Origin of the sequence: Micromonospora sp. NPDC049107, from assembly GCF_040648595.1 — a bacterium.
In the GTDB taxonomy this organism is placed as follows: domain Bacteria; phylum Actinomycetota; class Actinomycetes; order Mycobacteriales; family Micromonosporaceae; genus Micromonospora.
This window is the reverse complement of the sequence record NZ_JBEZEC010000007.1, coordinates 414,797-439,368: the sequence shown is the minus strand read 5'-3', so window position 1 is coordinate 439,368 and position 24,572 is coordinate 414,797. Positions and strand designations below refer to the sequence as shown.

The 24,572-nt window shown below is 70.6% G+C and carries 25 protein-coding genes, 1 tRNA gene, 1 rRNA gene and 1 pseudogene; 16 read left to right on the top strand and 12 right to left on the bottom strand.

Annotation, left to right across the window (positions count from 1 at the left end; genetic code table 11):
* Positions 1 to 85 (top strand): 5S ribosomal RNA (gene rrf / locus AB0B55_RS19985); the annotation flags it as partial.
* A gap of 240 nt (positions 86 to 325) precedes the next feature.
* Positions 326 to 580, top strand: a complete 255-nt coding sequence (locus AB0B55_RS19980) for a hypothetical protein (RefSeq protein WP_357172758.1) — start codon at positions 326 to 328, stop codon at positions 578 to 580.
* Here the strand turns inward: AB0B55_RS19980 and AB0B55_RS19975 are convergent.
* Positions 553 to 2,382, bottom strand: a complete 1,830-nt coding sequence (locus AB0B55_RS19975) for a VanW family protein (RefSeq protein ID WP_357172755.1) — start codon at positions 2,380 to 2,382, stop codon at positions 553 to 555. The genes AB0B55_RS19980 and AB0B55_RS19975 overlap by 28 nt on opposite strands.
* A gap of 181 nt (positions 2,383 to 2,563) precedes the next feature.
* Between AB0B55_RS19975 and nudC the strand changes: the two genes are divergently transcribed.
* The 3 genes from nudC to AB0B55_RS19960 all read left to right on the top strand — a co-directional run bounded on the left by nudC (position 2,564) and on the right by AB0B55_RS19960 (position 6,140).
* Complete coding sequence (gene nudC / locus AB0B55_RS19970) at positions 2,564 to 3,484, top strand: NAD(+) diphosphatase (protein WP_357172752.1); 921 nt, start codon at positions 2,564 to 2,566, stop codon at positions 3,482 to 3,484.
* Between the two features lie 440 nt (positions 3,485 to 3,924).
* Positions 3,925 to 4,476, top strand: a complete 552-nt coding sequence (locus tag AB0B55_RS19965) for a DUF6230 family protein (protein ID WP_357134900.1) — start codon at positions 3,925 to 3,927, stop codon at positions 4,474 to 4,476.
* An 80-nt stretch (positions 4,477 to 4,556) separates the two neighbouring features.
* Positions 4,557 to 6,140, top strand: coding sequence for a DUF6114 domain-containing protein (locus AB0B55_RS19960; RefSeq protein ID WP_357172749.1), 1,584 nt, complete (start codon positions 4,557 to 4,559; stop codon positions 6,138 to 6,140).
* 54 nt (positions 6,141 to 6,194) lie between these two features.
* Here AB0B55_RS19960 and AB0B55_RS19955 read toward each other — a convergent pair whose 3' ends face one another.
* Positions 6,195 to 7,865: a DUF885 domain-containing protein gene (locus AB0B55_RS19955; RefSeq protein ID WP_357172746.1), complete on the bottom strand. Its 1,671-nt coding sequence runs from the start codon at positions 7,863 to 7,865 to the stop codon at positions 6,195 to 6,197.
* 107 nt (positions 7,866 to 7,972) lie between these two features.
* Between AB0B55_RS19955 and AB0B55_RS19950 the strand changes: the two are divergent.
* Positions 7,973 to 9,169, top strand: a pseudogene (locus tag AB0B55_RS19950) (DMT family transporter); the annotation flags it as partial.
* On the opposite strand, the gene AB0B55_RS19945 reads toward AB0B55_RS19950, so the two are convergent.
* Together AB0B55_RS19945 and AB0B55_RS19940 are read right to left on the bottom strand one after the other, a co-directional pair.
* A complete protein-coding gene (locus AB0B55_RS19945; RefSeq protein ID WP_357132957.1) occupies positions 9,052 to 10,122 on the bottom strand; it encodes a PHP domain-containing protein in 1,071 nt (356 codons plus the stop codon). The pseudogene AB0B55_RS19950 and the gene AB0B55_RS19945 overlap by 118 nt on opposite strands.
* A gap of 1 nt (position 10,123) precedes the next feature.
* Positions 10,124 to 10,891, bottom strand: coding sequence for a peptidoglycan DD-metalloendopeptidase family protein (locus AB0B55_RS19940; RefSeq protein WP_357172743.1), 768 nt, complete (start codon positions 10,889 to 10,891; stop codon positions 10,124 to 10,126).
* A gap of 85 nt (positions 10,892 to 10,976) precedes the next feature.
* On the opposite strand from AB0B55_RS19940, the gene AB0B55_RS19935 reads away from it, so the two are divergent.
* The 4 genes from AB0B55_RS19935 (at position 10,977) to AB0B55_RS19920 (ending at position 12,850) form a co-directional block, all read left to right on the top strand.
* Positions 10,977 to 11,342 (top strand): hypothetical protein, encoded by a 366-nt coding sequence (locus AB0B55_RS19935; protein WP_357132983.1) that lies wholly within the window; start codon positions 10,977 to 10,979, stop codon positions 11,340 to 11,342.
* A gap of 112 nt (positions 11,343 to 11,454) precedes the next feature.
* Positions 11,455 to 11,622: a hypothetical protein gene (locus tag AB0B55_RS19930; protein ID WP_266247104.1), complete on the top strand. Its 168-nt coding sequence runs from the start codon at positions 11,455 to 11,457 to the stop codon at positions 11,620 to 11,622.
* Between the two features lie 117 nt (positions 11,623 to 11,739).
* Positions 11,740 to 12,267 (top strand): tRNA adenosine deaminase-associated protein, encoded by a 528-nt coding sequence (locus tag AB0B55_RS19925; protein WP_357172739.1) that lies wholly within the window; start codon positions 11,740 to 11,742, stop codon positions 12,265 to 12,267.
* A gap of 31 nt (positions 12,268 to 12,298) precedes the next feature.
* Complete coding sequence (locus AB0B55_RS19920) at positions 12,299 to 12,850, top strand: nucleoside deaminase (RefSeq protein ID WP_357132981.1); 552 nt, start codon at positions 12,299 to 12,301, stop codon at positions 12,848 to 12,850.
* A gap of 42 nt (positions 12,851 to 12,892) precedes the next feature.
* Here AB0B55_RS19920 and AB0B55_RS19915 read toward each other — a convergent pair whose 3' ends face one another.
* Both AB0B55_RS19915 and AB0B55_RS19910 read right to left on the bottom strand, forming a co-directional pair.
* Positions 12,893 to 14,056 (bottom strand): HAMP domain-containing sensor histidine kinase, encoded by a 1,164-nt coding sequence (locus AB0B55_RS19915; protein WP_357172736.1) that lies wholly within the window; start codon positions 14,054 to 14,056, stop codon positions 12,893 to 12,895.
* Positions 14,053 to 14,709 carry a response regulator transcription factor gene (locus tag AB0B55_RS19910; RefSeq protein ID WP_357132947.1) on the bottom strand — a complete coding sequence of 219 codons (657 nt, stop codon included), beginning with the start codon at positions 14,707 to 14,709 and terminating at the stop codon, positions 14,053 to 14,055. Before AB0B55_RS19910 ends, AB0B55_RS19915 begins: the two co-directional genes overlap by 4 nt.
* 132 nt (positions 14,710 to 14,841) lie before the next feature.
* Between AB0B55_RS19910 and AB0B55_RS19905 the strand changes: the two genes are divergently transcribed.
* From AB0B55_RS19905 to AB0B55_RS19890, 4 genes are read left to right on the top strand one after another with little or no spacing between them, the layout of a single operon-like run.
* Complete coding sequence (locus AB0B55_RS19905) at positions 14,842 to 15,363, top strand: hypothetical protein (protein WP_357172734.1); 522 nt, start codon at positions 14,842 to 14,844, stop codon at positions 15,361 to 15,363.
* The gene (locus AB0B55_RS19900) at positions 15,360 to 16,448 is read left to right on the top strand and encodes a peptidoglycan-binding protein (RefSeq protein WP_357172731.1); all 1,089 of its coding nucleotides are present in this window, start codon (positions 15,360 to 15,362) and stop codon (positions 16,446 to 16,448) included. The genes AB0B55_RS19905 and AB0B55_RS19900 overlap by 4 nt, the downstream gene beginning before the upstream one ends.
* A gap of 8 nt (positions 16,449 to 16,456) precedes the next feature.
* Positions 16,457 to 17,140 carry an ABC transporter ATP-binding protein gene (locus tag AB0B55_RS19895; protein WP_357172788.1) on the top strand — a complete coding sequence of 228 codons (684 nt, stop codon included), beginning with the start codon at positions 16,457 to 16,459 and terminating at the stop codon, positions 17,138 to 17,140.
* On the top strand, positions 17,140 to 18,339 hold the full coding sequence (locus AB0B55_RS19890; RefSeq protein WP_357172728.1) for an ABC transporter permease: 1,200 nt from the start codon (positions 17,140 to 17,142) through the stop codon (positions 18,337 to 18,339). Before AB0B55_RS19895 ends, AB0B55_RS19890 begins: the two co-directional genes overlap by 1 nt.
* 143 nt (positions 18,340 to 18,482) lie before the next feature.
* On the opposite strand, the gene deoD is transcribed toward AB0B55_RS19890, so the two are convergent.
* The gene (gene deoD / locus AB0B55_RS19885) at positions 18,483 to 19,190 is read right to left on the bottom strand and encodes a purine-nucleoside phosphorylase (protein WP_334627940.1); all 708 of its coding nucleotides are present in this window, start codon (positions 19,188 to 19,190) and stop codon (positions 18,483 to 18,485) included.
* Positions 19,191 to 19,265: 75 nt separating this feature from the next.
* Between deoD and AB0B55_RS19880 the strand changes: the two genes are divergently transcribed.
* Positions 19,266 to 19,352 (top strand) — tRNA-Ser (locus AB0B55_RS19880).
* A gap of 208 nt (positions 19,353 to 19,560) precedes the next feature.
* Positions 19,561 to 20,334 carry a hypothetical protein gene (locus AB0B55_RS19875; protein ID WP_357132938.1) on the top strand — a complete coding sequence of 258 codons (774 nt, stop codon included), beginning with the start codon at positions 19,561 to 19,563 and terminating at the stop codon, positions 20,332 to 20,334.
* Positions 20,335 to 20,340: 6 nt separating this feature from the next.
* Here the strand turns inward: AB0B55_RS19875 and AB0B55_RS19870 are convergent, their stop codons facing one another.
* From AB0B55_RS19870 to AB0B55_RS19850, 5 genes are all read right to left on the bottom strand, one after another.
* Positions 20,341 to 21,117 carry a class I SAM-dependent methyltransferase gene (locus AB0B55_RS19870; protein ID WP_357132936.1) on the bottom strand — a complete coding sequence of 259 codons (777 nt, stop codon included), beginning with the start codon at positions 21,115 to 21,117 and terminating at the stop codon, positions 20,341 to 20,343.
* A 4-nt stretch (positions 21,118 to 21,121) separates the two neighbouring features.
* Positions 21,122 to 21,976 (bottom strand): TauD/TfdA family dioxygenase, encoded by an 855-nt coding sequence (locus tag AB0B55_RS19865; RefSeq protein WP_357172725.1) that lies wholly within the window; start codon positions 21,974 to 21,976, stop codon positions 21,122 to 21,124.
* Positions 21,977 to 21,997: 21 nt separating this feature from the next.
* Positions 21,998 to 23,053, bottom strand: a complete 1,056-nt coding sequence (locus AB0B55_RS19860; protein WP_357172722.1) for a thiamine pyrophosphate-dependent enzyme — start codon at positions 23,051 to 23,053, stop codon at positions 21,998 to 22,000.
* A gap of 70 nt (positions 23,054 to 23,123) precedes the next feature.
* Positions 23,124 to 23,699 (bottom strand): histidine phosphatase family protein, encoded by a 576-nt coding sequence (locus AB0B55_RS19855; RefSeq protein ID WP_357132930.1) that lies wholly within the window; start codon positions 23,697 to 23,699, stop codon positions 23,124 to 23,126.
* 1 nt (position 23,700) lies between these two features.
* Entirely contained in the window at positions 23,701 to 24,558 is an 858-nt protein-coding gene (locus AB0B55_RS19850) for an isocitrate lyase/PEP mutase family protein (RefSeq protein ID WP_357132928.1), read from the bottom strand.
* Positions 24,559 to 24,572: the final 14 nt, after the last annotated feature.

The window sequence follows — 24,572 nt, the reverse complement described above, 5'->3', positions numbered from 1 at the left end:
TCACATTCCGAACCCGGAAGCTAAGCCCTCCAGCGCCGATGGTACTGCACTCGTGAGGGTGTGGGAGAGTAGGACACCGCCGGACAATCTTTCAGGAATGGCCACCCCTATCAGGGTGGCCATTCCTGCATTCCCCCCAAGAAGAACCCCACCCCTTGTCCCGCGCCCCCGGCCCCATTCGGCGCCGGTGATCATGAAGTTACTGCCAGGACACGCCGGTGACAGTGGCAACAACTTCATGATCAACACGCCGGGGAGGGGCGCCGGGGCACGTGGAGGGGTCGGCGGGGCTTCGGTGGGTGGCTACTGGACTTAGGGTCGGTCTGTGGGGGACGTGCTGATTCTTCTCGTCTTTGGCTGTTGCGTGGCTGTCGTGCTGGCCGGGCTGTGGTGGCTGGGCGTACGCGGTCGCCGCCGCGGTGTCGGTGGCGAGGTCATGGGGCCGTTCGAGGAGATGTGGCATCCGGCGGCGACGCGCTACCGCGCGGAGATCCGCGTACAGGAGCAGCGTTTGACGCCGAGGTCGGCTGCCGACGACACCGACGGGCGGGCTCAGGAGGGCTTGGGGCCGCAGACGTAGCGCGGCTCGGCGTCGTAGCGCCAGGTGAACTTCTCCCGCTTGACCACCACGCCGTCCTTCTTGATGACCCGGAAGGCGTCCTGGGTGAAGCCGTTGATGCCGTTGCTGGGAATGCACTTCGGGCCGGGCTCGAGGTGGATGAGCTTCGGCGTGGTGGTGTTGCGGCGCGGGCCGTACTCCGTCTTGACGCTGTCGTAGATCTTCGTGCTCCAGATGGAGACGGTCACCGAGCTCGACGTGTACGACGTGTCGATGAGCAGGCCGTACTCGGTGTTGTTGCGGAACTTGAAGTCCAGGTTCGGCCAGAAGATTGTCGACTCGATGACGGCCGGGTACCTGTCGAACCAGTACGAGTGGGGTTTGTGCTCCACGTCCTGGAGGCCGGCGTAGTAGGTGGCGTTGAAGAGGGTGGTCGTGAACTGCGACGTGCCACCCCCGACGCCGGGCACCAGCTTGCCGTCCAGGATGACCGGCGCGTCCTGGTAGCCCTGGGCGTAACCCCGCTCGCCGGTGTGCCCGTTGAGGGAGAACGTCTTGCCGGGTAGCACGACCGTGCCGTCCACCTTCTTGGCGATGGTGGCGATGTTCTGGCTGCGCGGCGACGACATTCCGCCGGTGAAGCGCGTGGTGAAGGTGGACACCCGTTCCTTGATGCCCAGAGCGGCCAGCTTCTCCGTGGTCACCTCCGGCGGCGTCTCCCTCAGCTCTCCGGTCACCTCGCGTCCGTCGGGCTTCGGTAGCACCGCCAACAGGTCGCGGCTCAGTGTGGCGGTGTCGAGCTGCTGCCCGGCGCGCCCGTCCACGACCGTGGGACGGCCGCCGGCGATGGTCATCGTGGCGTCCTTCGGCGGCACCTCGATCGCGTTCAGCTTGTCGCCGAGGGCCGTCCGCAGTCGCTTGACGTCCACCGCCGGAGTGAGCTTGCCGGTCTTGTCGGCGGTGAAGCGGAGGCTCTTCGCGATGACCGCCGGTGGCACCTGCACCGAGCCCCGGTCGGTGCGCAGGGTGACCGGTGCGGAGACGGCCGGCTTGGCCAGTTCGGCGACCAGCCGGTCCACCTCCTCGGCGGTGGTCGCCGGCTGGCTCTCCACCAGTGGCACGGTGACCGGCGTGCCGGCGAGCCAGCCGGCCCGGACGGCGTCGACCGAGCGCTGCGGGTCGAAGGCGAGACCGGGCTTGGGGCGTACGACCTTGGGTGTGGTCCCCTGGTAGGAGATGGCCGGCATCGTCATCGGACGGACCTGGTCGCCGAGCGCCGTGCGCAGGGCCGCGTCCAGGCGGGGCGCGTCGACGGTGACGACCGGTTCGACGGTACGGGAGCCGACCAGCCGACTGACCGGGTGCGCTTGGGCCTCGGCCGCTGCCGCAACCGTGGCCGCCACATCGACCGCCAGTCCCACGTCGGCCGGATTGATCTCGGCGGTGCGCTCCCCGACCGTGATCCGCAGGGGCGCGGCGAGGGCTGCGGCCCGCCGCTCCAGCTCTGCCCGCAACTCCCGGTCGGCCGCGCTGCGGCTCCGACCGCCCAGCTCGGTGCCGAGCACGCTGGTGCCCCGGGGCACGTCACCGGCGTACGCCCAGGCGCCGGCACCCGCGACGGCGGCGAGGACGCCGCCGGTGATGCCCGCGCCGAGCAGCATCCGTACGCGGCGTGGACGGCGGCCGCTGTTGTCCGGCTCGCCCGTGGCGGTGGCCGTCGCCGGTGTGACAACGTCCGGCTCGTCGTCCGGCCAGGTGACTGCCGTGACCTGCACGGTCGGCCGGTCGTCGACGGGTGGACGATTGTCGCCGTACAGCGTCACTGCAACCTCGATCGCCAGGTGCCGCGGGAGGTCCCCCCTCCCGGAGGACACCACGGTAACCAATGGCCGGCCGTCCGCGCGGGCTGTGCCCGTTCGGTGCTGCCACCGCGTGTCGCCCGGCGTGTCGCGGGGGCGTGGGGTCGGTGCCCGCGCCGGGGGACGGGCGTGGCACGGTGGCGGGGTGGACGCTGCGGAGCGGGTGTTGGCGTACGGCGGGGGTTGGTTGGACCGGGCGGGCGCGTTACGCACCGACCCGGCTCGGCTGGACGCGTTGCTCGACGACCTGGCGACGGTGGTGCTGCCGCTGTGGCGGGACCGTTGTCTCGTCGACGGAGACGGTCCGGTCCGGCTGACGGCCGACCGCGCGTCACTCGTCCGGTCGGCTGCCGCGGAGACCGTGTTCCTGGGGCTCGACGGGGACGTCGCGGTGTTCGCCGTGGACCTCTCCGGTCTCGGTGAGGCCGCCGCCGTCGAGATGGCGGGGGCGGCGCGGGCCGTCGACGTACGGGCGCTGGTCGGGCGACTCGACCCGGCGGGCGCGGCGACCCAGGCGTACGCGCGGGGGTTGCTGCACTGGCACCGGCAGCAGCGTCACTGCGGCACGTGCGGCGCGGTGGCCGTCGCCGGTGGTGGCGGCCACGTGCGGACCTGTTCCGGCGCGGAGTGCGGTCGGTTGCTGTTCCCCCGCATCGAACCGGCGATCATCGTGCTGGTCGAGGCGCCCGGCTCGGCCGGCCGTTGCCTGCTCGCCCGGCACGCGGGGGCGGCCGAGGACTCCTACTCGACGTTGGCGGGCTTCGTGGAGGTGGGTGAGAGCCTGGAGGACGCGGTCCGCCGGGAGATGGCCGAGGAGGCCGGGATCACCGTCACCGACGTGACCTACCAGGGGTCGCAGGCGTGGCCGTTCCCCGCCGGGCTGATGGTGGGCTTCCGGGCCACGGCGACGTCCGACGAGGTACGCGTGGACGGCGTGGAGTTGCTCCAAGCGCGCTGGTTCACCCGGGAGGAGCTACGGGAGCGGGTCGCGGCAGGTCGCCGGCTCGGCCGGGTGGACTCGATCGACCACCGGCTGCTGACGGACTGGCTCGCCGAGGCGCGCTGACCTTGCGGGCTCAGCCGTACGGATGAGTTCGGGGTCGTCTTCAGCGGCTTTTCAGCCCGGCGTTACGTAAATGTAACAATGCTGTGCAGCAACTACCGCTGGTGAAGATTCTGGAGTCATCCGCCCCAATTTCGATGGTTTGTCGCGGGAGCGGGTCGGCGTAGACCTGACTGACGGTGACGGTCAGAAATCTTGACGCCGAGCGCGGGTTACCGGCCAGTAGCAGCGCCCTTGTGAGGTACGTCGCTTCGCGAGAGCATCCAATCCGCACACTGCGCGATCCGCCGACCCATCCCCCGGAGCGGGACGCAGCGGCCACGTGCTTTCCCGTAGTCCCGAGTCGCGACTGCGATCGGTGACCCCCGGTTCGAGGAGGACCCGTGAAGGATTCGGAAACCCGTCAGGCGCAGGGTGGCACCCGCTGGCGTCGCTTCGCCGCCATGATGGTTCCCGCTGCGGTCGCCGTCGGCGGCATCGTCTTCGGTATGGCCAACGGCGCCATCGCCGCCAACATCACCGTCGCCGGCAAGCCGTTCAAGATCTCCGCCTCCGAGCTCGACGGGAAGGGCTTCAAGCAGTACGGCGGCATCGTGACCACCAAGGACGGCAAGATCGTCCCGGTGGCCATGTCGGAGATCGGCGAGGCCCACCTGACCAAGCTGTGCCAGTCGGTCGACGCCTCCATTCCTGGCCTGCCCAAGATCGTGCTGACCATCAACGCCGGCGACGCCCCCGGCAAGGAGGCCGTGGCCAAGAACCTGCTGATCGCGATGGAGTCGCTCGAGGGTGACGCCGAGTTCACCGACATCAACATCGGTAAGGACGCCAGTGACCTCGGCCCGGCTCCGGCCGGCTCGTTCGGCCAGGACGCCACGCACGTGAACATCAAGGACCTTGAGCAGGTTGCCCGCTATACCACCGCCGGCACCTTCACGCTGACCGGACTCAAGTTGAAGGTCAACGTCGGCGCTGAGGCCAAGGAATGCTTCTGAGCTGACGCCGCCGAGGCTCGCGAGGGGCGCCCCTCGCGAGCCTCGGTCCTGCCCACCCCTTTCACCCCAGGAGGACGTACGTGTCGACCGCCACTCATCGCGCGCAGCCCGGCCGTGTCGGTCAGGCCTGGCGCGGTTTCCGCCGCTGGCGGCGGTCCCGGCCATTCTGGGGCGGCCTCTTCACCATCCTGGCCGGAGTGGAGATCCTCGGCACCACCAAGGTCAGCCTGGCCGGGCTGACCCTGCAGATGGGCCCGACCGGCTTCCTGTCCTGGTTGATCCCCACCATCCTGGTCACCTGCGGCCTCCTGATGTGGCTCAGCCCCGCGCAGCGGATCTTCTATGCCATCGTCGGCGCGGTGACCGCGGTCTACTCGCTGATCGGAGTCAACCTCGGCGGGTTCTTCATCGGCATGCTGCTGGGCATGGTCGGTAGCGCGCTCGGCTTCGCCTGGGTGCCGGTGAAGAAGTCCGCGGCGGTGCCCCCGGCCGCCGAGGAGCCGGACGACGAGCGGGCCGAGGACGGCGCCACCGCCGACGAAGCGCCGCTCGTCGACGAGCTGCTGCCGGAGCGCGAGCGGGAGGACGAGGTCACCGGGCCGCTCACCGACATCCTCCCGCAGCCGCGTGCCGTGTTGCGCGAACCAGCACCGGCTGAGCGGGCGAGCGCGGGCGACACCACGGAGATGCCGCCCTTCGCCGCCGAGCCGGAGGCGTCCCAGACCAGGTCGACGGTGGCCCGCGACCCGAAGACGTACGTGGTGACGCTGCTCCTGATGAGCCTCGCCAGCGCGGGTCTGACGACGGTCGACTGGGCGTCGCCGGTGCGAGCGGCGGCGCCCTCCTGCCCAACCCCGACCTCGTCGGTCCGGCCCAGCACCCCCGCCACCTCTCCGGCCAGCCCGAGCCCGAGTGCGAGCCCCACCGCCACGTCGGATAAGTCGGACGGAAATCTGCTGACCGACATCGTCGACGGCATCGGTGACCTGTTCACCGGCGGCGACGACGACGAGGCGGAACCGACAGGTGGATCGGCCGAGCCCACCGGCAGCGCCGCGCGAGCCGGCGCGTCGGCCACTCCGAGCGCCACTCCCACCGTCAGCGTCAGCGCCACACCCAGCCCGACCCGGACGGCGACCCCCACCCGCGCCCCCGACGATTCGTGTGCCAGCCCGAAGCCGACCAAGCCCGCGCCCGTCGAGCCCGGCAAGCCGCTGCCCAAGCTGGCCGCGGACCCGGACATGCCCAAGGTCTCGGCCACCCCCGCGAAACTGACCGGGTCCAAGGTGGAGATGACGAACCTGCGGTTTCGCGGAGTCGAGCCGTTGCGCACCGCCAACGGCGAGATGCGGGCGCTGAAGTTCACCATGAGCAAGGCGGTGACAAGCGACTTCGCGTTGCTGGTCGCGGGGCCTTCGGGCGGCTCGCTGTTGAGCGAGACCGACCAACTGACGATCGACGGTGACGTGACCTTCTACGCGACCCGGTTCGTCGGCCGGTTCCTGGGCATCAAGGTCACCCTGACTCCGGACCTGCCCTTCCCCGACGGCATCCCGGTCACCTCGCCGCTGCCGCTCACGTTCACCGACCCGCAGATCGACCTGGCCTTCATCTCCTGCGACACGTTGACCGGCCGACCCACCCTCAAGCAGACGTTGCAGTGACCGCAGCGTGGGGCGGCGTCCGGACCGGACGCCGCCCCACGAGCTGAACACCGGTCAGAGTCGGGCCAGCGCCTTGCGCAGCGGGTCGAGGCCCAGCGCGCCCAGGTCCAACGCCTGCCGGTGGAACTCCCGCAGGTCGAAGTCGGCGCCCTTACGAGCCATCGCGTCCTCGCGTGCCTGCAACCAGATCCGCTCACCCACCTTGTACGACGGCGCCTGGCCCGGCCAACCCAGGTAGCGGTTCAGCTCGAAGCGCAGGTTCTCGTCCGGCACCCGGCAGTGCGCCCGCATGAACTCCCAACCCAGCTCGGGCGTCCACCGCTCGCCCGGGTGGAAGCCGAACGGGTTGTCCTTCGGGATCTCCAGCTCCAGGTGCATGCCGATGTCGACGATCACCCGTGCGGCGCGCATCGCCTGACCGTCGAGCATGCCCAGCTTGTCGCCCGGGTCCTGGAGGTAACCCAGCTCGTCCATCAGCCGCTCCGAGTACAGCGCCCAGCCCTCGCCGTGCCCGGAGACCCAGCAGAGCAGCCGCTGCCAGCGGTTGAGCAGGTCGGCCCGGACGGCCGTCTGGGCCACCTGAAGGTGGTGCCCCGGCACGCCCTCGTGGTAGACCGTCGTCACCTCGCGCCAGGTGGAGAAGTCGGTGATGCCCTGCGGCACCGCCCACCACATCCGACCAGGCCGCGAGAAGTCCTCGCTCGGCCCGGTGTAGTAGATGGCCCCGTCGCTGGTGGGCGCGAGGCAGCACTCGATCCGGCGGACCTGCTCCGGGATGTCGAAGTGGGTGCCGTGCAACTCGGCGATGGCCTTGTCGGCGAGCGCCTGCATCCAGTCGCGGAACGCCTCCTTGCCCTGGATCGTGCGCGCCGGGTCGGCGTCGAGCCGCGCCACCGCCTCGTCGACCGTCGCACCCGAACCGGCGATGCGCCCGGCGACGACCCGCATCTCCGCCTCCAGGCGGGCCAGCTCCGCGAAACCCCAGGCGTACGTCTCGTCGAGGTCGATCTTCGCGCCGAGGAAGTACTGCGAGGCGAGTTCGTAGCGCTCCCGGCCGGCGGCCTGCTTGTCGCGCCCGTGCGGGGCCAGCTCGGCCCGCAGGAACTGACCGAACTCGGCGGTGGCCGCGGTGGCCGCCGCCGCGCCCCTGCGCAGCTCGGCGCCGAGGGTGCCGTCCGCGCCCAGCCGCTCGACCAGACCGTGGAAGAAGTTGTCCCCGGTCGGGTCGGTCCAGATGTCGCACTGCTTGGCCACCTCGACGAGCTGCACCTTCGAGCTGACCTGCCCGTCGGCGAGCGCCTCACGCAGCGTGGTCTTGTAGCCCTCCAGCGCGCCGGCGAGGCCGTTGAGCCGGGTGGCGATGTTGGCCTGCTCGTCGGCCGTCGCAGTCGGCATCAGGTCGAACACCATGCGGATCTCGTGCAGCCCGCTGGTGATCACGCTGACCTCGCTGGTCGTCTCGCAGGCCTCGTAGCGGGCCAGGTCCAGACCGAGCCGTTCCTGCATGGCCTCCTTGGCGGTGCGCTCCGCCTCGGTGTCCGGCTCGGCCGTCTCCAGCTCGGTGAGCGTCTCGCGGGTCAGGTCGGCGCGCGCCCGGTATCCGTCCGGTGAGAGGTCGTCGAGCTTGTTGTCATGGCCGGCGATGCCGACGTAGGTCGCGCCGGTCGGGCTCAACGGCGCCCACTTGTCCACGTAGCGGTTGGCGATTTCATCAATTCGTCCCACGCTGCGACACTACGTGACCGCCCGGTCAGGATGTCGATGTCAATTGTCGTGTCCAAGCAGCGGAAAAGCGGACGACTCTGTCGCACCCCTCCGGCAGAGTGTCAGGGGTGACAACCGATATCGCTCCTGACAGGGTCCCGCTGCGGGCCTGGTTACCGGGCTTCTTCGCCCTCGCCGCCATCTGGGGCTCCAGCTTCCTGTTCATCAAGGTCGGCGTGGCCGAGCTGCACCCCGTGCAGCTGACCCTCTACCGCGTCGGCGCCGGCGCGCTGACCCTGTTGGTCGTCCTTGCGGTGCTGCGCGACCGGCTGCCCCGTGAGCCCCGGGTGTGGGCGCACCTGGCCGTCGTCGCCGCGTTCGGCGTGGCCGTGCCGTTCACCCTCTTCGGTTACGGCGAGCAACGGGTCGAGTCGATGCTCGCCGGCATCTGGAACGCGACGACGCCGTTGATCGTGCTGCCGCTCGCGGTGCTGGTGTTCCGGACCGAGCGGTTGACCGTACGCCGGGCGATCGGCCTCGGGCTGGGCTTCGTCGGCGTACTCGTCGTGCTCGGGGTCTGGGAGGGCATCGGAGGGGCGCACTTCGTCGGGCAGGTGATGTGCTTCGGGGCGGCCGCCTGCTACGGCGTCGCCATCCCGTACCAGAAGCGGTTCATCGCCGGCAGCACGCACTCCGGGCTGTCCCTGTCCACGGCGCAGCTGCTGCTCGCCACCGTGCAGCTCGCCATCGTCACCCCGTTCGTCGCGGGCGCGCCGCCGCTGCCCACCGAGCTGTCGGCGAAGGTCGTGGCGAGCGTCCTGGCCCTCGGCGCGCTCGGCACCGGGCTCGCCTTCGTCATCAACATGCGCAACATCCGGTTGGCCGGCGCGAGCACGGCGTCCACCGTCACGTACCTGATTCCGATCTTCGCGGTGCTGATCGGCGCCGTGGTGCTGGACGAGCGGCTCAACTGGCACCAGCCGGTCGGTGCGCTCATCGTGCTGCTGGGCGTCGCGGTCGCGCAGGGCGTGTTCGGCCGTCGGACGCCCCGACCGGTCGTCGGCGTGAGCGCGCCCGCCGCGCCGGCCGTCGAGCCCGCCGCGCCGGCCGTCGAGCCCGCCGCGCCGGCCGTCGAGCCCGCCGCGCCCGCCGTCGAGCCCGCCCGCCGCTGACCCGCCGCCATGCCTCGACCAGTCCGGACCGCCGGTCAGGCTCGGTTGCGGGTCCACTCCACGAGCTGCTCGGCCGACCAGGTGTTGACCACCCGGTCGGCCGGGACGCCGCAGCGCGCGGCCCGCTCGCAGCCGAACCGCTGCCAGTCGAGCTGGCCGGGCGCGTGCGCGTCCGTGTCGATCGCGAAGCGGCAGCCCGCCTCCAGGGCGCGTCGGATCAGTCGCTTCGGCGGGTCCTGCCGCTCCGGCCGGGAGTTGATCTCGACTGCGGTGTCGTGTTCCGCGCAGGCGGCGAAGACGGCGTCCGCGTCGAAGTCGCTCTCCGCGCGGGTCCGGGCCCGGTGCCCCTTGTCACCCGGGCCGGTCACCCCGGCCGGCCGGGACGACACCATCCGGCCGGTGACGTGACCGAGGATGTCCAGGTGCGGGTTGGCAACGGCCCGCACCATGCGCCGGGTCATCTTCGACCGCTCGTCCTTCAGGCCGCTGTGCACCGAGCCGACCACCACGTCGAGTCGGGCCAGCAACTCCTCGTCCTGGTCGAGCGACCCGTCGGCGAGGATGTCCACCTCGATGCCGGTGAGGATCCGGAAACCCTCCGGCAGCGCCGCGTTGACCTGCGCCACGTGGTCGAGCTGACGGCGCAGCCGCGCCGCGGTCAGCCCCCGGGCCACGGTCAGCCGCGGCGAGTGGTCGGTCAACACCAGGTACTCGTGACCCAACTCGACGGCGGCCAGCGCCATCTCCTCGATGGGCGAGCCGCCGTCGGACCAGTCCGAGTGGGTGTGGCAGTCGCCCCGCAGGGCGGCGCGCAGCGCCGCGGCCTCGGCATCGAGGTCGCTGCCCTCGGTCGCCACCAGCCGGCGCAGATAGACCGGTTCCTCACCGGCCAGGGACTCCGCCACGCAGCGAGCCGTCACGTCGCCGACACCGGCCAGCTCGGTGAGGGTGCCGTTGCCGGCCCGTTCGGCTACCTCGGCCGCCGGCAGGCCAGCCAGCGCCGTGGCCGCCGAACGGAACGCCCGCACCCGGTAGGTGGCCTCGTTCGCCCGCTCCAACAGGAACGCGATCCGGCGCAGGTCGGCGATGGGGTCCCGGGCGGCCATGTCAGGGAGCCTTCGGGCAGCCGTGTTGGCGCTGCCACGCGGTCACCTCGGCGGCCGGTTCCCGGTTGCCGTCGCGCCGCCACGAGTCCAGGTAGCGCGCCGGCCAGATCACGCCGCGCCGGATCCACCACCCGTCCTTACCGGCGCACGGCGGCGAGATCCCGAAGTGCACGTGACAGACGTTGTTGGCGTTGCCGGTCCGGCCCACCTTGCCGAGTTGCTGGCCGGCACGCACCCGGACCCCCGCCTCGACGCCGGACGAGACGACGCTCAGGTGCGAGCCGTAGTAACGCACCCCGTCGTCACCGAGCAGCGACACCGACAGGCCGCCGTTGTCCGGGCCCTGCGGCCCGCTCTTGGAGTACCTGTCGACGCGACTCACCTCCAGCACCTTGCCGTCGGTCACCGCCACGAACGGCTGACCGCAGTTCGCGAACACGTCCGTCGCAGGGTACGCCCCGTGCGTCGGGTGGTAGTCCACGTTGTCGGCGCGTACCGGAAAGACATGCCGGACCCCGGCGCGGGGCGCGCTCGGCGACGGCGTGGCCGACGACGGCGTCGGGCTGGCCGGGGCGTTCGTGGTCGGCGCGACCGGCGGGGCCGCCGGCTGCTCCCCGGTCGCCCAGACCGCCGACGGCGACGGCGCGGCGACGCCGTCCGGCGGCACCCCGGGCCGGGTGGTCGCGCAACCGGCGGCGAGCATCGGGGCGAGCAGCAACAGGATCGGGTACGCCGGACGCACGCGGCGACCGATCGTCGGCGAGGGCATTCGGCCATCCTGACAGACCGGTACCGTGGGGACGAGCGACGCGCGTGAGGGAGGGCAGCCGGTGAGCATCGCCCGAGAAGGCCCCATCCCGGACCCGGCCGCCGCGCGCCCGGCGTCGCGTACCCCGTCGGGGCTCTTCCCGGCCGGGCCACCGACCAGACCGACCTACCGCGAACCGCACCCGGTGACCGGCGCTGGGGTCGCCTCCGGCGGCGGTGCGGCGGCTGCCTGGCTGCTGCTGTTCGGGCTCCTCGGCACCGACGTGGTCGGTTACGCGTGGTGGACGGTGGTGGCCGGCCTGCTCGCCTGGGCCACCGCGCTGGTGCTGGTGCGGTACGGCGACCGTGGAGTGGCCACCGGAGTGGCCATCGTGACCGCCGGCGGCTGGAGCATCGCCGCCGCCGTGGTGGCCGTGCGCTGGGCGACGAGCGGTGACTGGCCGCTGTGGTGAGCGAGGCCGGACCGACCCGGATCAGGGCGTGGGCGACTGCGTCGCGTGCCCGGTTGGCTGCGGAGCGAACGCCGTCTTGACGTGGCCGCCGAGACTCGGCACTCTCGGCACTATGGCCTGGACCACCCCGCGGCAGGACCCGGATCGCAACCGCCGCCGCCTCCAGTTGCTCGCCGAGTTGGCGGGCGCACGGGCGGTACGCCAGCGCAGCCGGCCGCAGCGAGAGCGCACCGAGCGTCTACGCCAACTCATCGCCACCCGCCGTCGGGTAGCTGGCTGATCGGACTTTGTCAGGTTTGGCCGGCGTCTCGGGGCGTTGACCGGTCGCCTGCCGACCCGACCGGCTAACGTGCACCCTTGACGAGTCGGCGCTGTGCCGAGGGCTTTTGGGGGAACCGTGTCGTACTTCGCTGCGGCCGTGGTGCGTGATGACAGTGGCTGGACCGCGACCGAGGTCAACCTTCGGGGTGCCACGGACATCGACGAGGTCGCCGACCGGCTGCGCGACGTCGACCAGGAAGCCGACGTGTCGCTGCTCTTTGTCGAGGCCGACGACGCGTACCTGGTGATCCTGCGTCTCGACGAGGGCGAGGACCTGCGGGTCTTCGGATCGGACTCGGCGTACGCCGAGGAGTCCCGGCTGGGTCAACTGCTGGTCGGTGACCTGAAGACGTCGGTGACCGGGCTCGACGGCGACGACGAGCCGCGCCCCGCCGCCAGCGGCGACGAGGAGAGCGAGCAGCCCGCCGTCGACCCGGAGGCCGATCCGGTGGGCGACGCCGACCTGCTCGCCAACCTGGGCATCTCCGCGCAGAAGCTGCTGACGCTCTGCGGCACCGAGGGGATGCTGCCGGCGGACGTCACCGCCGAGATCTGCGAGGTGCTCGGCTGCGCCGACGAGGTCGAGGAGTTGCGTGAGGTCTGAGCCGGCCGACGCCACCGACCCGTCGTTGGAGATGATCCGGCCGGGCCAGCCGACGCCCGGCGCGGTGGGCCGAGCCGGGCCGGGCGCGCACGAGGGCCTGGCCGACCCCGGTGAGATCGGGCGACGGCAGCGGCACGAGCGGTGGATGCGCCGAGCCCTGGAGGTCGCCGTCACCGACCCGGCGATCCCCAGCGGTGGCGTCGACGACATACCCGTGGGCGCGGTGCTCTACGGCCCGGACGGCGGCGAGCTGGCGATCGGGCGCAACGAGCGGGAACTGACCGGCGACCCCACCGCCCACGCCGAGGTGCTGGCCCTGCGCCGGGGGGCCGAACGGACCGGCGAGTGGCGGCTGGACGGCTGCACGCTGGTGGTGACGTTGGAGCCGTGCACCATGTGCGCGGGCGCGCTGGTGCTCGCCCGGGTCTCCACGGTCGTCTTCGGCGCGTGGGAACCCAAGACCGGTGCGGCCGGCTCGCTCTGGGACGTGCTGCGCGACCGCCGGCTCAACCACCGTCCCGAGGTGTACGGCGGTGTGCTGGAAGCCGAGACCGCCGCCGTGCTGCGCGCCTTCTTCCGCTGAGGCCCCGCGCTCTCGCTGGCCCCGCGCGGGGGAGGCGGGTGGTCAGGTTGCGGGCAGGGTGACCGTGACGACCAGGCCGCCACCCGGGCGGGGGTGCGCCTCGGCGGTGCCGCCGTGGGCCCGGGCAACCGCACGGACGATCGACAAGCCCAGTCCGAAACCACGCGTACCGGCCACCCGCTCGCGCGACAGCCGGCGAAACGGCTGGAACATCGTCTCGACGTCGTAGCCGGCGATCAGCGGGCCGGTGTTGGTTACCGTCAGGGTGGGTCGTCCGTCCACCAGGGCGGTGCGCACCTCGACCCATCCGTCGGCGGCCAGGTTGTGCCGTAGCGCGTTCTCCACCAGGTTGAATGTCAGCCGTTCCAACAGCACCGGGTCGCCATTGGTCGGGGCCGGGGCGAGCGACCGGTGTACGGGCAGGTCGGGCGCCTGCCTGCCGGCCTGGTCGATCACGTGCGCGCAGACCTCCGCCAGGTCGACCGCCGTCCGCTCGGTCAGCTCGTTCTCCGAGTCGGCGAGGGTCAGCAGCCCGTCGATGAGCCGTTCGTGCCGCTCGTTGACCGCCAGCAGCGACTCGCCCAACCTGCGCGTCTCCTCCGGCGCGTCCGGCCGCGTCACGGCCAACTCCACCAGCGCGCGGTTCAGCGCCAACGGCGTCCGCAGCTCGTGCGAGGCGTTCGCCACGAACCGGCGCTGCCCGTCGAAGGAACGGTCCAACCGTTCCAGCATCTCGTCGAACGTGTCGGCGAGTTCGCGTACCTCGTCGCGGGGACCGGCGAGCGCGATCCGCTCGTGCAGCCCGCGACCGGCGGTGTCCGCCCCGGCGATCCGCCGCGCGGTGTCGGTGACCTGCTGCAACGGCTGCAACGCCCGCCCGGCGAGCAGCCAGCCGAACGCGATGGCCACCGCCGACACCACGATCAGCGCGATGCCGCCCTGGGTGAGCAGCGACTCCAACGCGTTGCGCCTCGCCTCGCTCTGCGCCTCCTCGACGAGGGCGCGCAGCGTCTCGATGTTCTGCCCGTTGCCCGGCTTGGGTGGCGTCGCGGTGGTCTTCGGCAGGTCGCTCAGTTTCACCCCGAACGGCTGGGGCGTCCGTTGGTCCACCAGCACGTACGTGACGGCGAGCAGGACCACGCCGGCCAGCAGGAAGAGCCCACCGTAGATCAGGGTGAGGCGACCGCGGATGGTGAGCCGCTTCATCGGATGCGGTACCCCGCTCCCGGCACCGTCTCGATCACCGGTGGGTCGCCGAGCTTACGGCGCAGCTTCACCATGGTGACCCGGACCACGTTGGTGAACGGGTCGATGTGCTCGTCCCAGGCGCGTTCCAGCAGCTCCTCGGCGGAGACCACGGCGCCGTCGGCGCGTAGCAACTCGGCGAGCACCGCGAACTCCTTGCGGGACAGCGCCACGTGCCGGTCGTCGCGGCGTACCTCGTGGCGGGCCGGGTCGAGCTGGATCCCGGCGCGGCGCAACGTCGGCGGTGCGGCCGGGCGGGCGCGACGGGTCAACGCGTGCACCCGCGCCGACAACTCCACCAGGGCGAACGGCTTGGTGAGGTAGTCGTCCGCGCCGATCGCCAGGCCCGCCACGCGCTCGCGTACCGCCGCGGCGGCGGTCAGCATCAACACCCGGGTCTCCCCGCCCGCGTCCACGATCGCCCGGCACACGTCGTCGCCGTGCACCACCGGCAGGTCCCGGTCCAGGACCACCACGGCGTACTCGTTGACGCCGAGCCGTTCCAGCGCGGCGTCCCCGTCGTACGCCACGTCGACCGCGAACGACTCACGGCGCAGCCACTCGGCGATGGCGTCCGCCAGCAGGTTCTCGTCCTCGACCACCAGCACTCTCACCCGTCCATGGTCCCCGTTGGCGGGTAACGGCGGCGTAACCGTGCACGGTTACGCCCCGGATACGTCCGCTGCCGTGAACTGGGCGGCAACGTCCGGCGATCCGCGCCGGAGGAGGAAACGGAGGCGGACACCATGCGGCGACAGATACTCGCGATCCCCGCCCTGCTCGTGCTGGCACTGGCCGGGTGCGGCCCAGCCGACGACGGCGGTGGAGTCGCGACCGCCGGCGGGGCGAAGGACGGCGTGACGGCGAGCGCCACCCCGGCGGACGACTCGGAACGGCAGCTCGCGTTCGCCCGGTGCATGCGGGAGAACGGGGTGGAGATGCCCGACCCGGAGGCGGGCGGGCGGCCGGCGTTCCGGTTCGGCGAGAACGTCGACCCGCAGAAGGTGCAGTCCGCCATGGAGAAGTGCCGCGACAAACTGCCCAACGGCGGGCAGGGTCCCCAGCTCAACCCGGAGCAGGCCGAGCAGATGCGCACCATGGCCAAGTGCATGCGGGAGAACGGCGTGCCGAACTTCCCGGACCCGGACGCCGACGGACGGATCCAGATCACCAAGGGCGACAGCGGGCTCGACCTCGGTGACCCGGCGCAGCGCGCCGCCATGGAGAAGTGCCGGCAGTACGCGCCGCAGTTCGGCGGTGGCCGGTGACCGGCACCACCCGACGCGTACCGCTGCGGGCTGCCCTCGTCGGTGGCGTCGTGCTGCTGGTCGCGGCCGTGGGCGTGATCGCCGCGGTCGGCTTCGGCGGCCGGAGCGGCGGCGACGCCGCCCAGGCCGGCGCTTCGGCGGCCACCGCCGCCATCACCCGGCAGACCCTCGCCGACTCCCAGACGGCCGACGGCGAGCTGGGGTACGGCACGACGCGTACCGCCACGGCGAGGCTGAGCGGCACGCTCACCGGACTGCCGGCGACGGGGTCGACGGTACGGCGGGGCAAGGCGCTCTACCTGGTCGACAACGCGGAGGTGGTGCTCCTGTACGGCGGACTGCCCGCGTACCGGACGCTCGCCCCCGGGGTGGAGGGCCCCGACGTCGCGCAGTTCGAGCGGAACCTCGTGGCGCTCGGCTACGACGGATTCACGGTCGATGACGAGTACACCGGGGCGACCGCCGACGCGGTCCGCGAGTGGCAGGACGACCTCGGCCTGGCCGAGACGGGCCGGGTCGAGCCCGCGCGCGTCGTGTACGCCGACGGGGAGGTGCGGGTGGAGAGCCACCAGCTCGACGTCGGCGCGGTCACCCAGCCCGGTCAGGCGGTGCTCACCTACACCGGCACCAGCCGGGTGGTCACCGTCGAGTTGGACGTGGACGACCAGCGGCTGGCCAAGCGCGACGCGAAGGTCGCGGTCAAGCTGCCGGACGGCCGGGCGGTGAACGGCACGATCAGCACGGTCGAGACGGTCATCCAGACCGGTTCCGCCGGCGCCAACGGCCAGGCGGCGGAGGCGGAGACGAAGATCGAGGTGACCGTAACGGTGACCGATCCGAAGGCCCTCGCCGGCTTCGACCAGGCCAGCGTCGACGTCACCTTCACCGCCTCGGAACGCGCGGACGTGCTCACTGTGCCGGTGGCGGCGCTGCTGGCCCTCGCCGAGGGCGGCTACGGCGTCGAGGTCGTCGACGGCGGCGCCCGCCGGATCGTGGCGGTGACCACGGGCCTGTTCGCCGACGGGCGGGTGGAGGTCACCGGCGAGGGAATCGCCGAGGGGACGACGGTGGTGGTGCCGGCGTGACGGGCGACGTGATCGTGCTGGACCGGGTCAGCAAGCGGTATTCCGGCGGCGTCGTCGCGTTGGACGACGTGTCGTTGCGGATCGGCTACGGCGAGCTGGTGGCCATCGTCGGCCCGTCCGGGTCGGGCAAGTCGACGATGCTGCACCTCATCGGCACCCTCGACCGGCCCTCGTCGGGCAGCGTCCTCATCGACGGGTACGACGCGGCGAAGCTCACCGACCGGGAGCTGTCGGCGCTGCGGGCCACCCGCATCGGCTTCGTGTTCCAGCAGTTCCACCTGGCCCCCGGCGTTCCGGTGGTGGACAACGTGGCCGACGGGTTGCTCTACTCCGGCGTACCCCTGCGGAGGCGGCGCGACCGCGCGGAGGCCGCGCTGGTCCGGGTCGGCCTGGGCCACCGGCTGGGGCACCGGCCGCACGAACTCTCCGGCGGGGAGCGGCAGCGGGTGGCCGTGGCCCGGGCGGTGGTGGGTGAGCCGGCCGTGCTGCTCGCCGACGAGCCGACCGGGAACCTCGACTCGACGTCCGGCGCCGGAGTGCTGGAACTGCTGCACGAGCTGCACCGGGCCGGCACCACCGTCGTGGTGATCACCCATGATCGGGAGATCGCCGACAGCCTGCCCCGACAGGTACGGATGCGGGACGGCGCGGTGCGGCACGATCCGGTCCTCGCGACGGGCGGGGTCGGCTGATGGCGGTGCTCACCCCGGCCCGGATGGGCCCCGGGGACGTCCTGCGCGTCGGTGGCGTGGGCCTGCGGACCCGACCCCTGCGGGCGTTCCTGTCCGCGCTGGGCATCGCGATCGGCATCGCCGCGATGATCGCGGTCGTCGGCATCTCCTCGTCGTCCCGGGCCGAGTTGGACCGGGCGCTCGACGCGCTCGGCACCAACCTGCTCACCGTGGAACCGGGCAACACCCTGTTCGGCGCGGACGCCCAGCTCCCCGAGGAGTCGGTGTCCATGATCGGCCGAATCGGTCCGGTGACCGAGGTGTCCGCGACCGGGCAGGTGTCCGACGCCAAGGTCTACCGCTCGGACCGGATTCCGGCCGCCGAGACGGGCGGGATCGCCACCCGGGCGGCCCGCCTGGACCTGCTCGGCACCGTCGGGGCCGAGGTGACCAGCGGAACGTGGCTCAACGAGGCCACCGCCCGCTACCCGGCGGTGGTCCTCGGCGCGACCGCCGCCGATCGGCTGGGGGTCGGCGAGGCGGATCCGCAGGTACAGGTGTGGCTGGGCGGGCGGTGGTTCAGCGTGGTCGGTGTCCTCGCTCCCGTGCCGCTCGCCCCGGAGCTGGACACGTCGGCGTTGGTCGGCTGGTCGGCGGCGACCGACTATCTGGGCTTCGACGGGCATCCGAGCACCGTCTACACCCGGGCCGAGGAGTCACAGGTCGAGGCCGTCCGGTCGGTGCTCGGCGCGACCGCCAACCCGGAGGCGCCCAACGAGGTGGAGGTGTCCCGCCCGTCCGACGCGCTGGCCGCCGCCGAGGCGACCGACGCCGCCTTCACCGGGCTGCTGCTCGGGCTGGGCGCGGTCGCCCTGCTCGTCGGTGGCGTCGGCGTCGCCAACACCATGGTCATCTCGGTGCTGGAACGCCGGGCCGAGATCGGCCTACGCCGGTCGCTCGGGGCCACCCGAGGTCAGGTACGCACCCAGTTCCTCGCCGAATCGCTGCTGCTCTCGGCGCTCGGCGGGGTCGGCGGGGTGCTGCTGGGAATCCTGGTCACCACCGGATACGCGCTGTCCCAGGACTGGCCGACCGTGGTGCCGGCGTGGGCGATGCTCGGCGGGGTGGGCGCGACCCTGGTCATCGGCGGCTTCGCCGGCCTCTACCCGGCGGTCCGCGCCGCCCGGCTCGCCCCGACGGAGGCGCTCACCGCTGTCTGAGCGGCGTGGCGTGGCCTGCCGTGCCGTGGCGTGGCCCGGCGTGGCGTGGCCTGGCCCGGCGTGGGCGAAAGAGCGTGATGACTGTGAGGCATCAAGATGCCTGTGAGTCATCACGCTCTCCGCGGTGCGCCGTCCCCGGAAGGTCAGGCGATGATCGTGTCGAGCGCGATCTCGACCATCTGGCTGAAGGTCTGCTCCCGCTCCTCCGACGTGGTCTTCTCGCCGGTCTTGATGTGGTCGCTGACGGTCAGCACGGTCAGCGCCCGAGCCTTGAACCGGGCCGCGATCGTGTAGAGCGCCGCCGACTCCATCTCCACCGCCAGCACGCCGTAGTCGGCGAGCGTGTCGTAGAGGTCCGGCCGGTCGGTGTAGAAGGCGTCCGCCGCCAGGATCGGTCCGACGTGCATCGCGATGCCGCGCCGCTCGGCCACCTCGACCGAGGTACGCAGCAGCCCGAAGTCGGCCACCGGGGCGTAGTCGATCAGACCGTCGAAGCGCATCCGGTTCATGTTCGAGTCGGTGGACGACCCGATCGCCGCCACCACGTCACGCAGTTGCAGGTCGGTGCTGAGAGCGCCGCAGGAGCCGACCCGGATCAGCGTCTTCACGCCGTACTCGTTGATCAGCTCGTGGGCGTAGATGGAGGCGGACGGCATGCCCATGCCGGAGCCCTGGACGGAGACGTCGACGCCGTTCCAGCGGCCGGTGAAGCCCAGCATGCCCCGGACCGTCGAGTAGCAGGTCGCGCCCTCGAGGTAGGTCTCCGCGATCCACTTGGCCCGCAGGGGGTCACCTGGCATCAGGACCCGCTCGGCGATCTCGCCCGGCTTCGCGCCGATGTGCGTACTCATGGCAAAGATCCTGCCAGGCCGGCTCGGGCGATACCGGTTCGGCGTCCGAACCCGCGGTCCTGTACCCTCGTCGGCGGTGGCGTGTCCGAGTGGCCTAAGGAGCACGCCTCGAAAGCGTGTGAGGGTTTACGCCCTCCGCGGGTTCAAATCCCGCCGCCACCGCTCGTGCGTAGCAGCGCGCCGGGGACCGTACGGTCCCCGGCGCGCTGCTTGTTCTCCGCCGTCAAGGTCTGCGTGAGACTTTGCAGAAGAGACGAAATTTCTACTGGTTGCGATCATCACATTAACTGTGGTAACTCTATGAGCTTCCGGTGTCCAGGCGGTTCCGCACACTTGAATTCCATCGACTCGGCCGTTTCGGGGAGTGGCGATGAAGAGGCTTCTGAGGTTCTTGGACGCGGCATTCATCACGCTTCAGGCGATATTCGCGCTGACTGCGGTGGTCGTCACCGAGGTCCTCAATCAACGAAATCTGCATCTCACATTCATTGAAGCACTCCTGGCGATGATCGTCATTGACTTCTTCATTCTCTTCAGCAGTCGCTGGAAAGTGCTGACCAGGAGTACCGAGGAAATTGCGAGGACGCTCGCCCATCGGGGAATAGGTGTCGAGTTCGTCGAACGCCACACCTTCGACTGGAGAACCGCTGTGGCGTCGGCGCGTCACGACGTCTTCATCAGTGGTACCACGTTGACCGGCTTCGTGGCCGCGAAGGATCTGTTCGCCGGGCTCAACAGACGTGTGCAGGTGCGCTTCCTGGTGCTCAACGTGGGCGACCTCGACGTCCTCGAGGGGTTTCGGCGGATGAGGTACTCGGACTCCGAGCGCCACAGTCAGCAGCGGTACCTGAATCAGGCGAACCTCTTCAAGGATCTCTACATCCGTTTGCGGGGCAGCGGAAATATTCAGTTCGCCGTGTCGGACCGCATCATGCCCATGGCCTTCATCGCGATCGACGTGAACCGGCTGTCGGAGAATTCCCTCATTCGCGTCCAGCACTACCTGCACGAGAACGAGGCCGACCAGGCGACGGTTTCCTACGTGGTGCGACCCGGCAATCCCACCTATACCCTGTACGCGTCGCAGATCAAGATCCTCTGGGATGCGGCTCTCAAGCAGAACACCTACCTCGACGCGCCATGACAGCGGCTACTTTTCGGCGATCCAGACCGTCCAGGTGTCGCGTTCGACCGCCGGCCAACGAGGAATCCGCTCGACGACGTAGTCGGCTAGTTGACGGATACGCCGGTCGTTGAGCGCGTGGAGCAGGGACCGGCCGCGCCGCAGGACGATCTCCTCGTACAACTCGCCCGGTTCGCGGAACACTTTGCGCAGCTCACAGACTTTGCTGCTGTTGACAAGCCGGAATCCTGCCTCCAGGAGAGCGGCCGTGACATCCGGCTCTCGTCGCCGGCGTTCGATCTCGGTTGCCCTCAGCCGTTCGTCGAAGGCGAGGTAGTAGCCACGGATGTGCTCCGCCGAAGGCGGTAGGAGGACGTCGTCCACCGTGCGGTCCTGGACCCAGAGCAGGCCGGCGGGTTTCAGGATGCGGCGGGCCTCCCGGAAATTGCGGTGCAACGTCGTGAAGTGGTGGATGAGAGCTCTCTCGACGACTCCGTCGAAGACGTCGTCCTCCGCGCCCACGGCCTCCGCGTCGGTCAGCAGAAATGACACGCGGTCGACTCCCTGGCAGTAGCTCCGGGCCGACTCCAATGACAGGTGCGACGAGTCCATCCCGACGACCAGCTGCGGTGCCATGCCCGCGATCGCCTTGGTGTAGATGCCACCGCCGCATCCCAGGTCGGCGACCAACCGACCCTCCGGGCGCATGAGTCGCGCGAAGAGCGTCGACCAGGCGGGGTCCGCGGACCGCCCGACGTAGGTGTCCCGATTGTGAGGATCGTGGAAGTCGATGTACTTGCTCATTTGATCATCGCCTGATCCAGGCTCGCAGCATCAGTCTCCCCGCGCCCTCGGACGCGTCGACGAAGGCATGACGCCCGTGCAGGTAACGCCGGTTGTCGCTGATCACGATCTGCCCCCGGAGCAGCCGCCCCTCGATGTGTAGAGCCTCGCTGGCCATCACGGCGTCGAGGAGATCCATGGCCCTCGTCTCGGCCGGAGTCAGCGGCCGCACCCCCGGCATCGCATGCCCGGACTCGATGTAGTCCCGCAGATATGTTAAGTGGTGCGCGCGGTCGTCGGCCCCCGAGCGCTCGACGACCCGCCGTGCGATCGTGGCACCGGGTGCGTCCTTGCGCCGCTGGTCGAAGTGGAACTGGTTACCCAGGACGTCGAGGATGTCCGGCATCTGTGCCGACGCCAGCCGCAGGATCTCCTGCGAGTCTATGAAGACGAGTTCACCGCCGGCCGCCGCCTGACGCAGGCAGAGAAGGGCGATGAGATCCGGCACCTCGCCGGGAACGGGTACGCCGTCGGTATGGAAGCTTCCGCCGTCCCGGCTGTCGGAGTAGCGGAGCGTGCGATCCGACAGGTCGTTCCCCCGGTACGTCACCTCTCTCAGCAACTGTGCCGAGGGGCCGACGCTTTGTGGGATCAACGTCCCGAGCGCCTCGCAGATCAGGGGGAAGACGACCCGCAACTGCGGGCCGGGGAGATCGTCGAGCCCGGACAACACCGCGATGCCGCGCGTGGCGAGCACCTCACCGATGCCGCAGGCGTCAACCATCCGGCTCACCTGCCGGCGCCATGTCCCGCGCGGCTGTCGCTCCAGGCGCGCCACGTCGGCGGGATCCATGAACACCTGGTACGGGGTGAAATCCACGACTCATACCTCCTCGGAGTCCTACCGGAACCGATGGGACGTCGTCCTCGTCCGCACGAACGGCGGCCGGGGCCGAGCAGGTGGGCCGACGCCTGCGGGGCGCGTCAGCATCTCGACCAGCACCGGGCCGGTCGCGTTCAGCAGTCGGCCCAGCGCGGTGAGGACATCAGGCGTGGTCGGGCCGCGGAACACTCCCGTGGGCCAGCCGAGGTCGTGCCCGAGGGCCGAGAAGCTGAAGCGGGATCCGAGCGTGTCGCCGCCACCGACCGACTCGTGGCTGCCGTTGTTGACGATCACGTGCCGGTAGTTCGGGACGGTGAGCGCGGTGGGCAGGAGCACCGCTCCCAGATGCATCAGGGCCGAGCCGTCGCCGTCGACGCAGATGACCGGCACGTCCGGGCGGGCCACCGCCAGACCCTGAGCGACGGAGCACGCGTGACCCATGGCTCCGACGCAGTACACGAACTCGTGGAACCGGCCGGGATGGTCCGTGCGGTACTCGTGCACGAGTCTGCTGTTGAAGCCGGTTGAGCCGACGACGATGCTTCCGGACGGGGCAGTGTCCAGGACCAGTCGTACGGCGTCGCGACTGGTCCAGTCCTCCAGTGCACGGCCTCCCGTCGCCGGAGGTGTGGGCGGACGCGCGGCGCCGGCCTCGACCAGGACCGCGGTCACCGTGTTGCTGGCAACCGCCTGCTGGTGGGCCAGGCCCAGCGTGGAGACGACGTCCGACAGGTCGGACGCGCAGGTGGTGCGGAACGGGATGTCCGCCGCGCGGAGCAGGCTCGTCGTGGCGCGGCCCACCGCCTCATGTTGAGGCTCGTCGCCGGCCCAGCCCCGCATTCCGATGAGGAGGACCAGGGGGACGGACTGGACGGAGGCGTGCGTCAGCGAGGTGAGGGGATTCAAGGCGTTCAGCAGTCCCGAGTTCTGCATGCAGACCAGCGCGCATCTGCCGCTGCCGAGCGCCCAGCCGGCGGCCAGCGCCACGGCGGAGCCCTCGTTGGTGCACACGGACGCGTCCTCGCCCGGCTGCTGCCAGATCGGACCCAGGAACGTCAGAGAGGAGTCCGGCACACCGACGACCAGGCCGAAGGTCTCTCTGATTCGTTTGGCTGCGCCTGCCGCCTCCACGCTCACCCGTCCCTTATCGAGTCAGCTTCCGTGCGTTCGGAATGAACTCCTCGTGGCGTCGGATGAATGGCCGTTCCTCGACCTCGCCTATCCATACGCCCTCGAGATTCTTGTACCCGCTGTCCGAGCCGCCGAGAACGCGGACCACCGCGCTCATGAAACCGCCGTGGGTCACGGCTACGAGCGGCGTCGCCGAACCGTCGTGGGTGACTGAGTCGCGCCATTCCAGGAAGCGGCGGAAGACGGATTCGTCATGTTCGTATCCGTCCGGCTTCCGGCCCGCTGCCCGCCAACCCGGCCACTTCTGGTCGACGTCCTCCGGCAGCATGCCTTCCCAGGCCCCCCAGCTTCGTTCGATCAGCCGTTCGTCGACCCGGCACGGGATGTCCTGCGATTCCGCGATCGCCTCGGCGGTCAGGCGGGCCCGTTGCAGCGGGCTGGTCCATACCTGCGAGAACGGGGGGAGGGAGGCGAGCGCCTGGTGAGCCTGGTCGATGCCGGCCCGGGTCAGACGGGTGTCGCTGAGTCCCTGCATCCGGCCCGTGAGATTCCACTCCGTCTCACCGTGGCGCAGGAGGAGAAGCTCCATCTCAATTCCACCCTGATTCCGACTGCAACTTCAGGACCTCCTCCATCGAGGCGAGCGCCAGATCCGCCGGTTGACGTCCGCCCGCTCCGAGGATGGACTGGTACGTGTCGTCCATGGCTCTGACCGCGGCACGCAGCCCCTGATTGGCGTAGATGGCCAGGGCGAAGCCGGCGCGTTGCATCTCCTCGAAGCCTGTCTGGCGGATGGAGGTGGCCAGCACCCCGAGGGGTGCCCTCCCGCGCCAGCCGTCGGCGAACGCCTCCAGCGCGTGCATGTCACTGGATCGGTGCTGGATGATGATCGCGTCGGCGCCGGCCTCGACGTAGGCGTTCGCTCGTTCGAGTGCGTGGTCCACGGAGAACCCCTGGGAGAGCGCTTCGGTGCGAGCCACCACCAGGCAGTCATCAGCGGTCCGGGATCCGGCGGCGGCCGTGATCTTCGAACAGAAGCGATGGACATCATCGAGCTGGTGTTCACCATCCAGGAACGTGTTCCTCTTGGGGAAGGCCTGATCCTCGAGGCATATCGCATCGATGCCCCGGTCCACCGCCTCTCGGGCCAGCCGCCGTACGTTGATCACGTCTCCGTAGCCGGTGTCGCAGTCCACGATGACCGGGTGGGAGGTGGAGCGCTTGATGCGCCAGGCGGCATCCAGCATCTCGTTCAGAGTGATGACACCCTCGTCGACGAGGCCAAGTGAATTCGTGACGCCGAAGCTGCTCACCCAGATGGCGTCGAAACCCCGGTGCTCGGCCAGCCGGGCTGAGAGGGCGTCGTGGGCGCCGGCGACCACCGCGATTCTGTCCCCTGTCAGCAGGTCGGAAAGACGTCTTGCGGGCCTCTCTCGACGTACCGTCACGCTGCGGCTCCTCC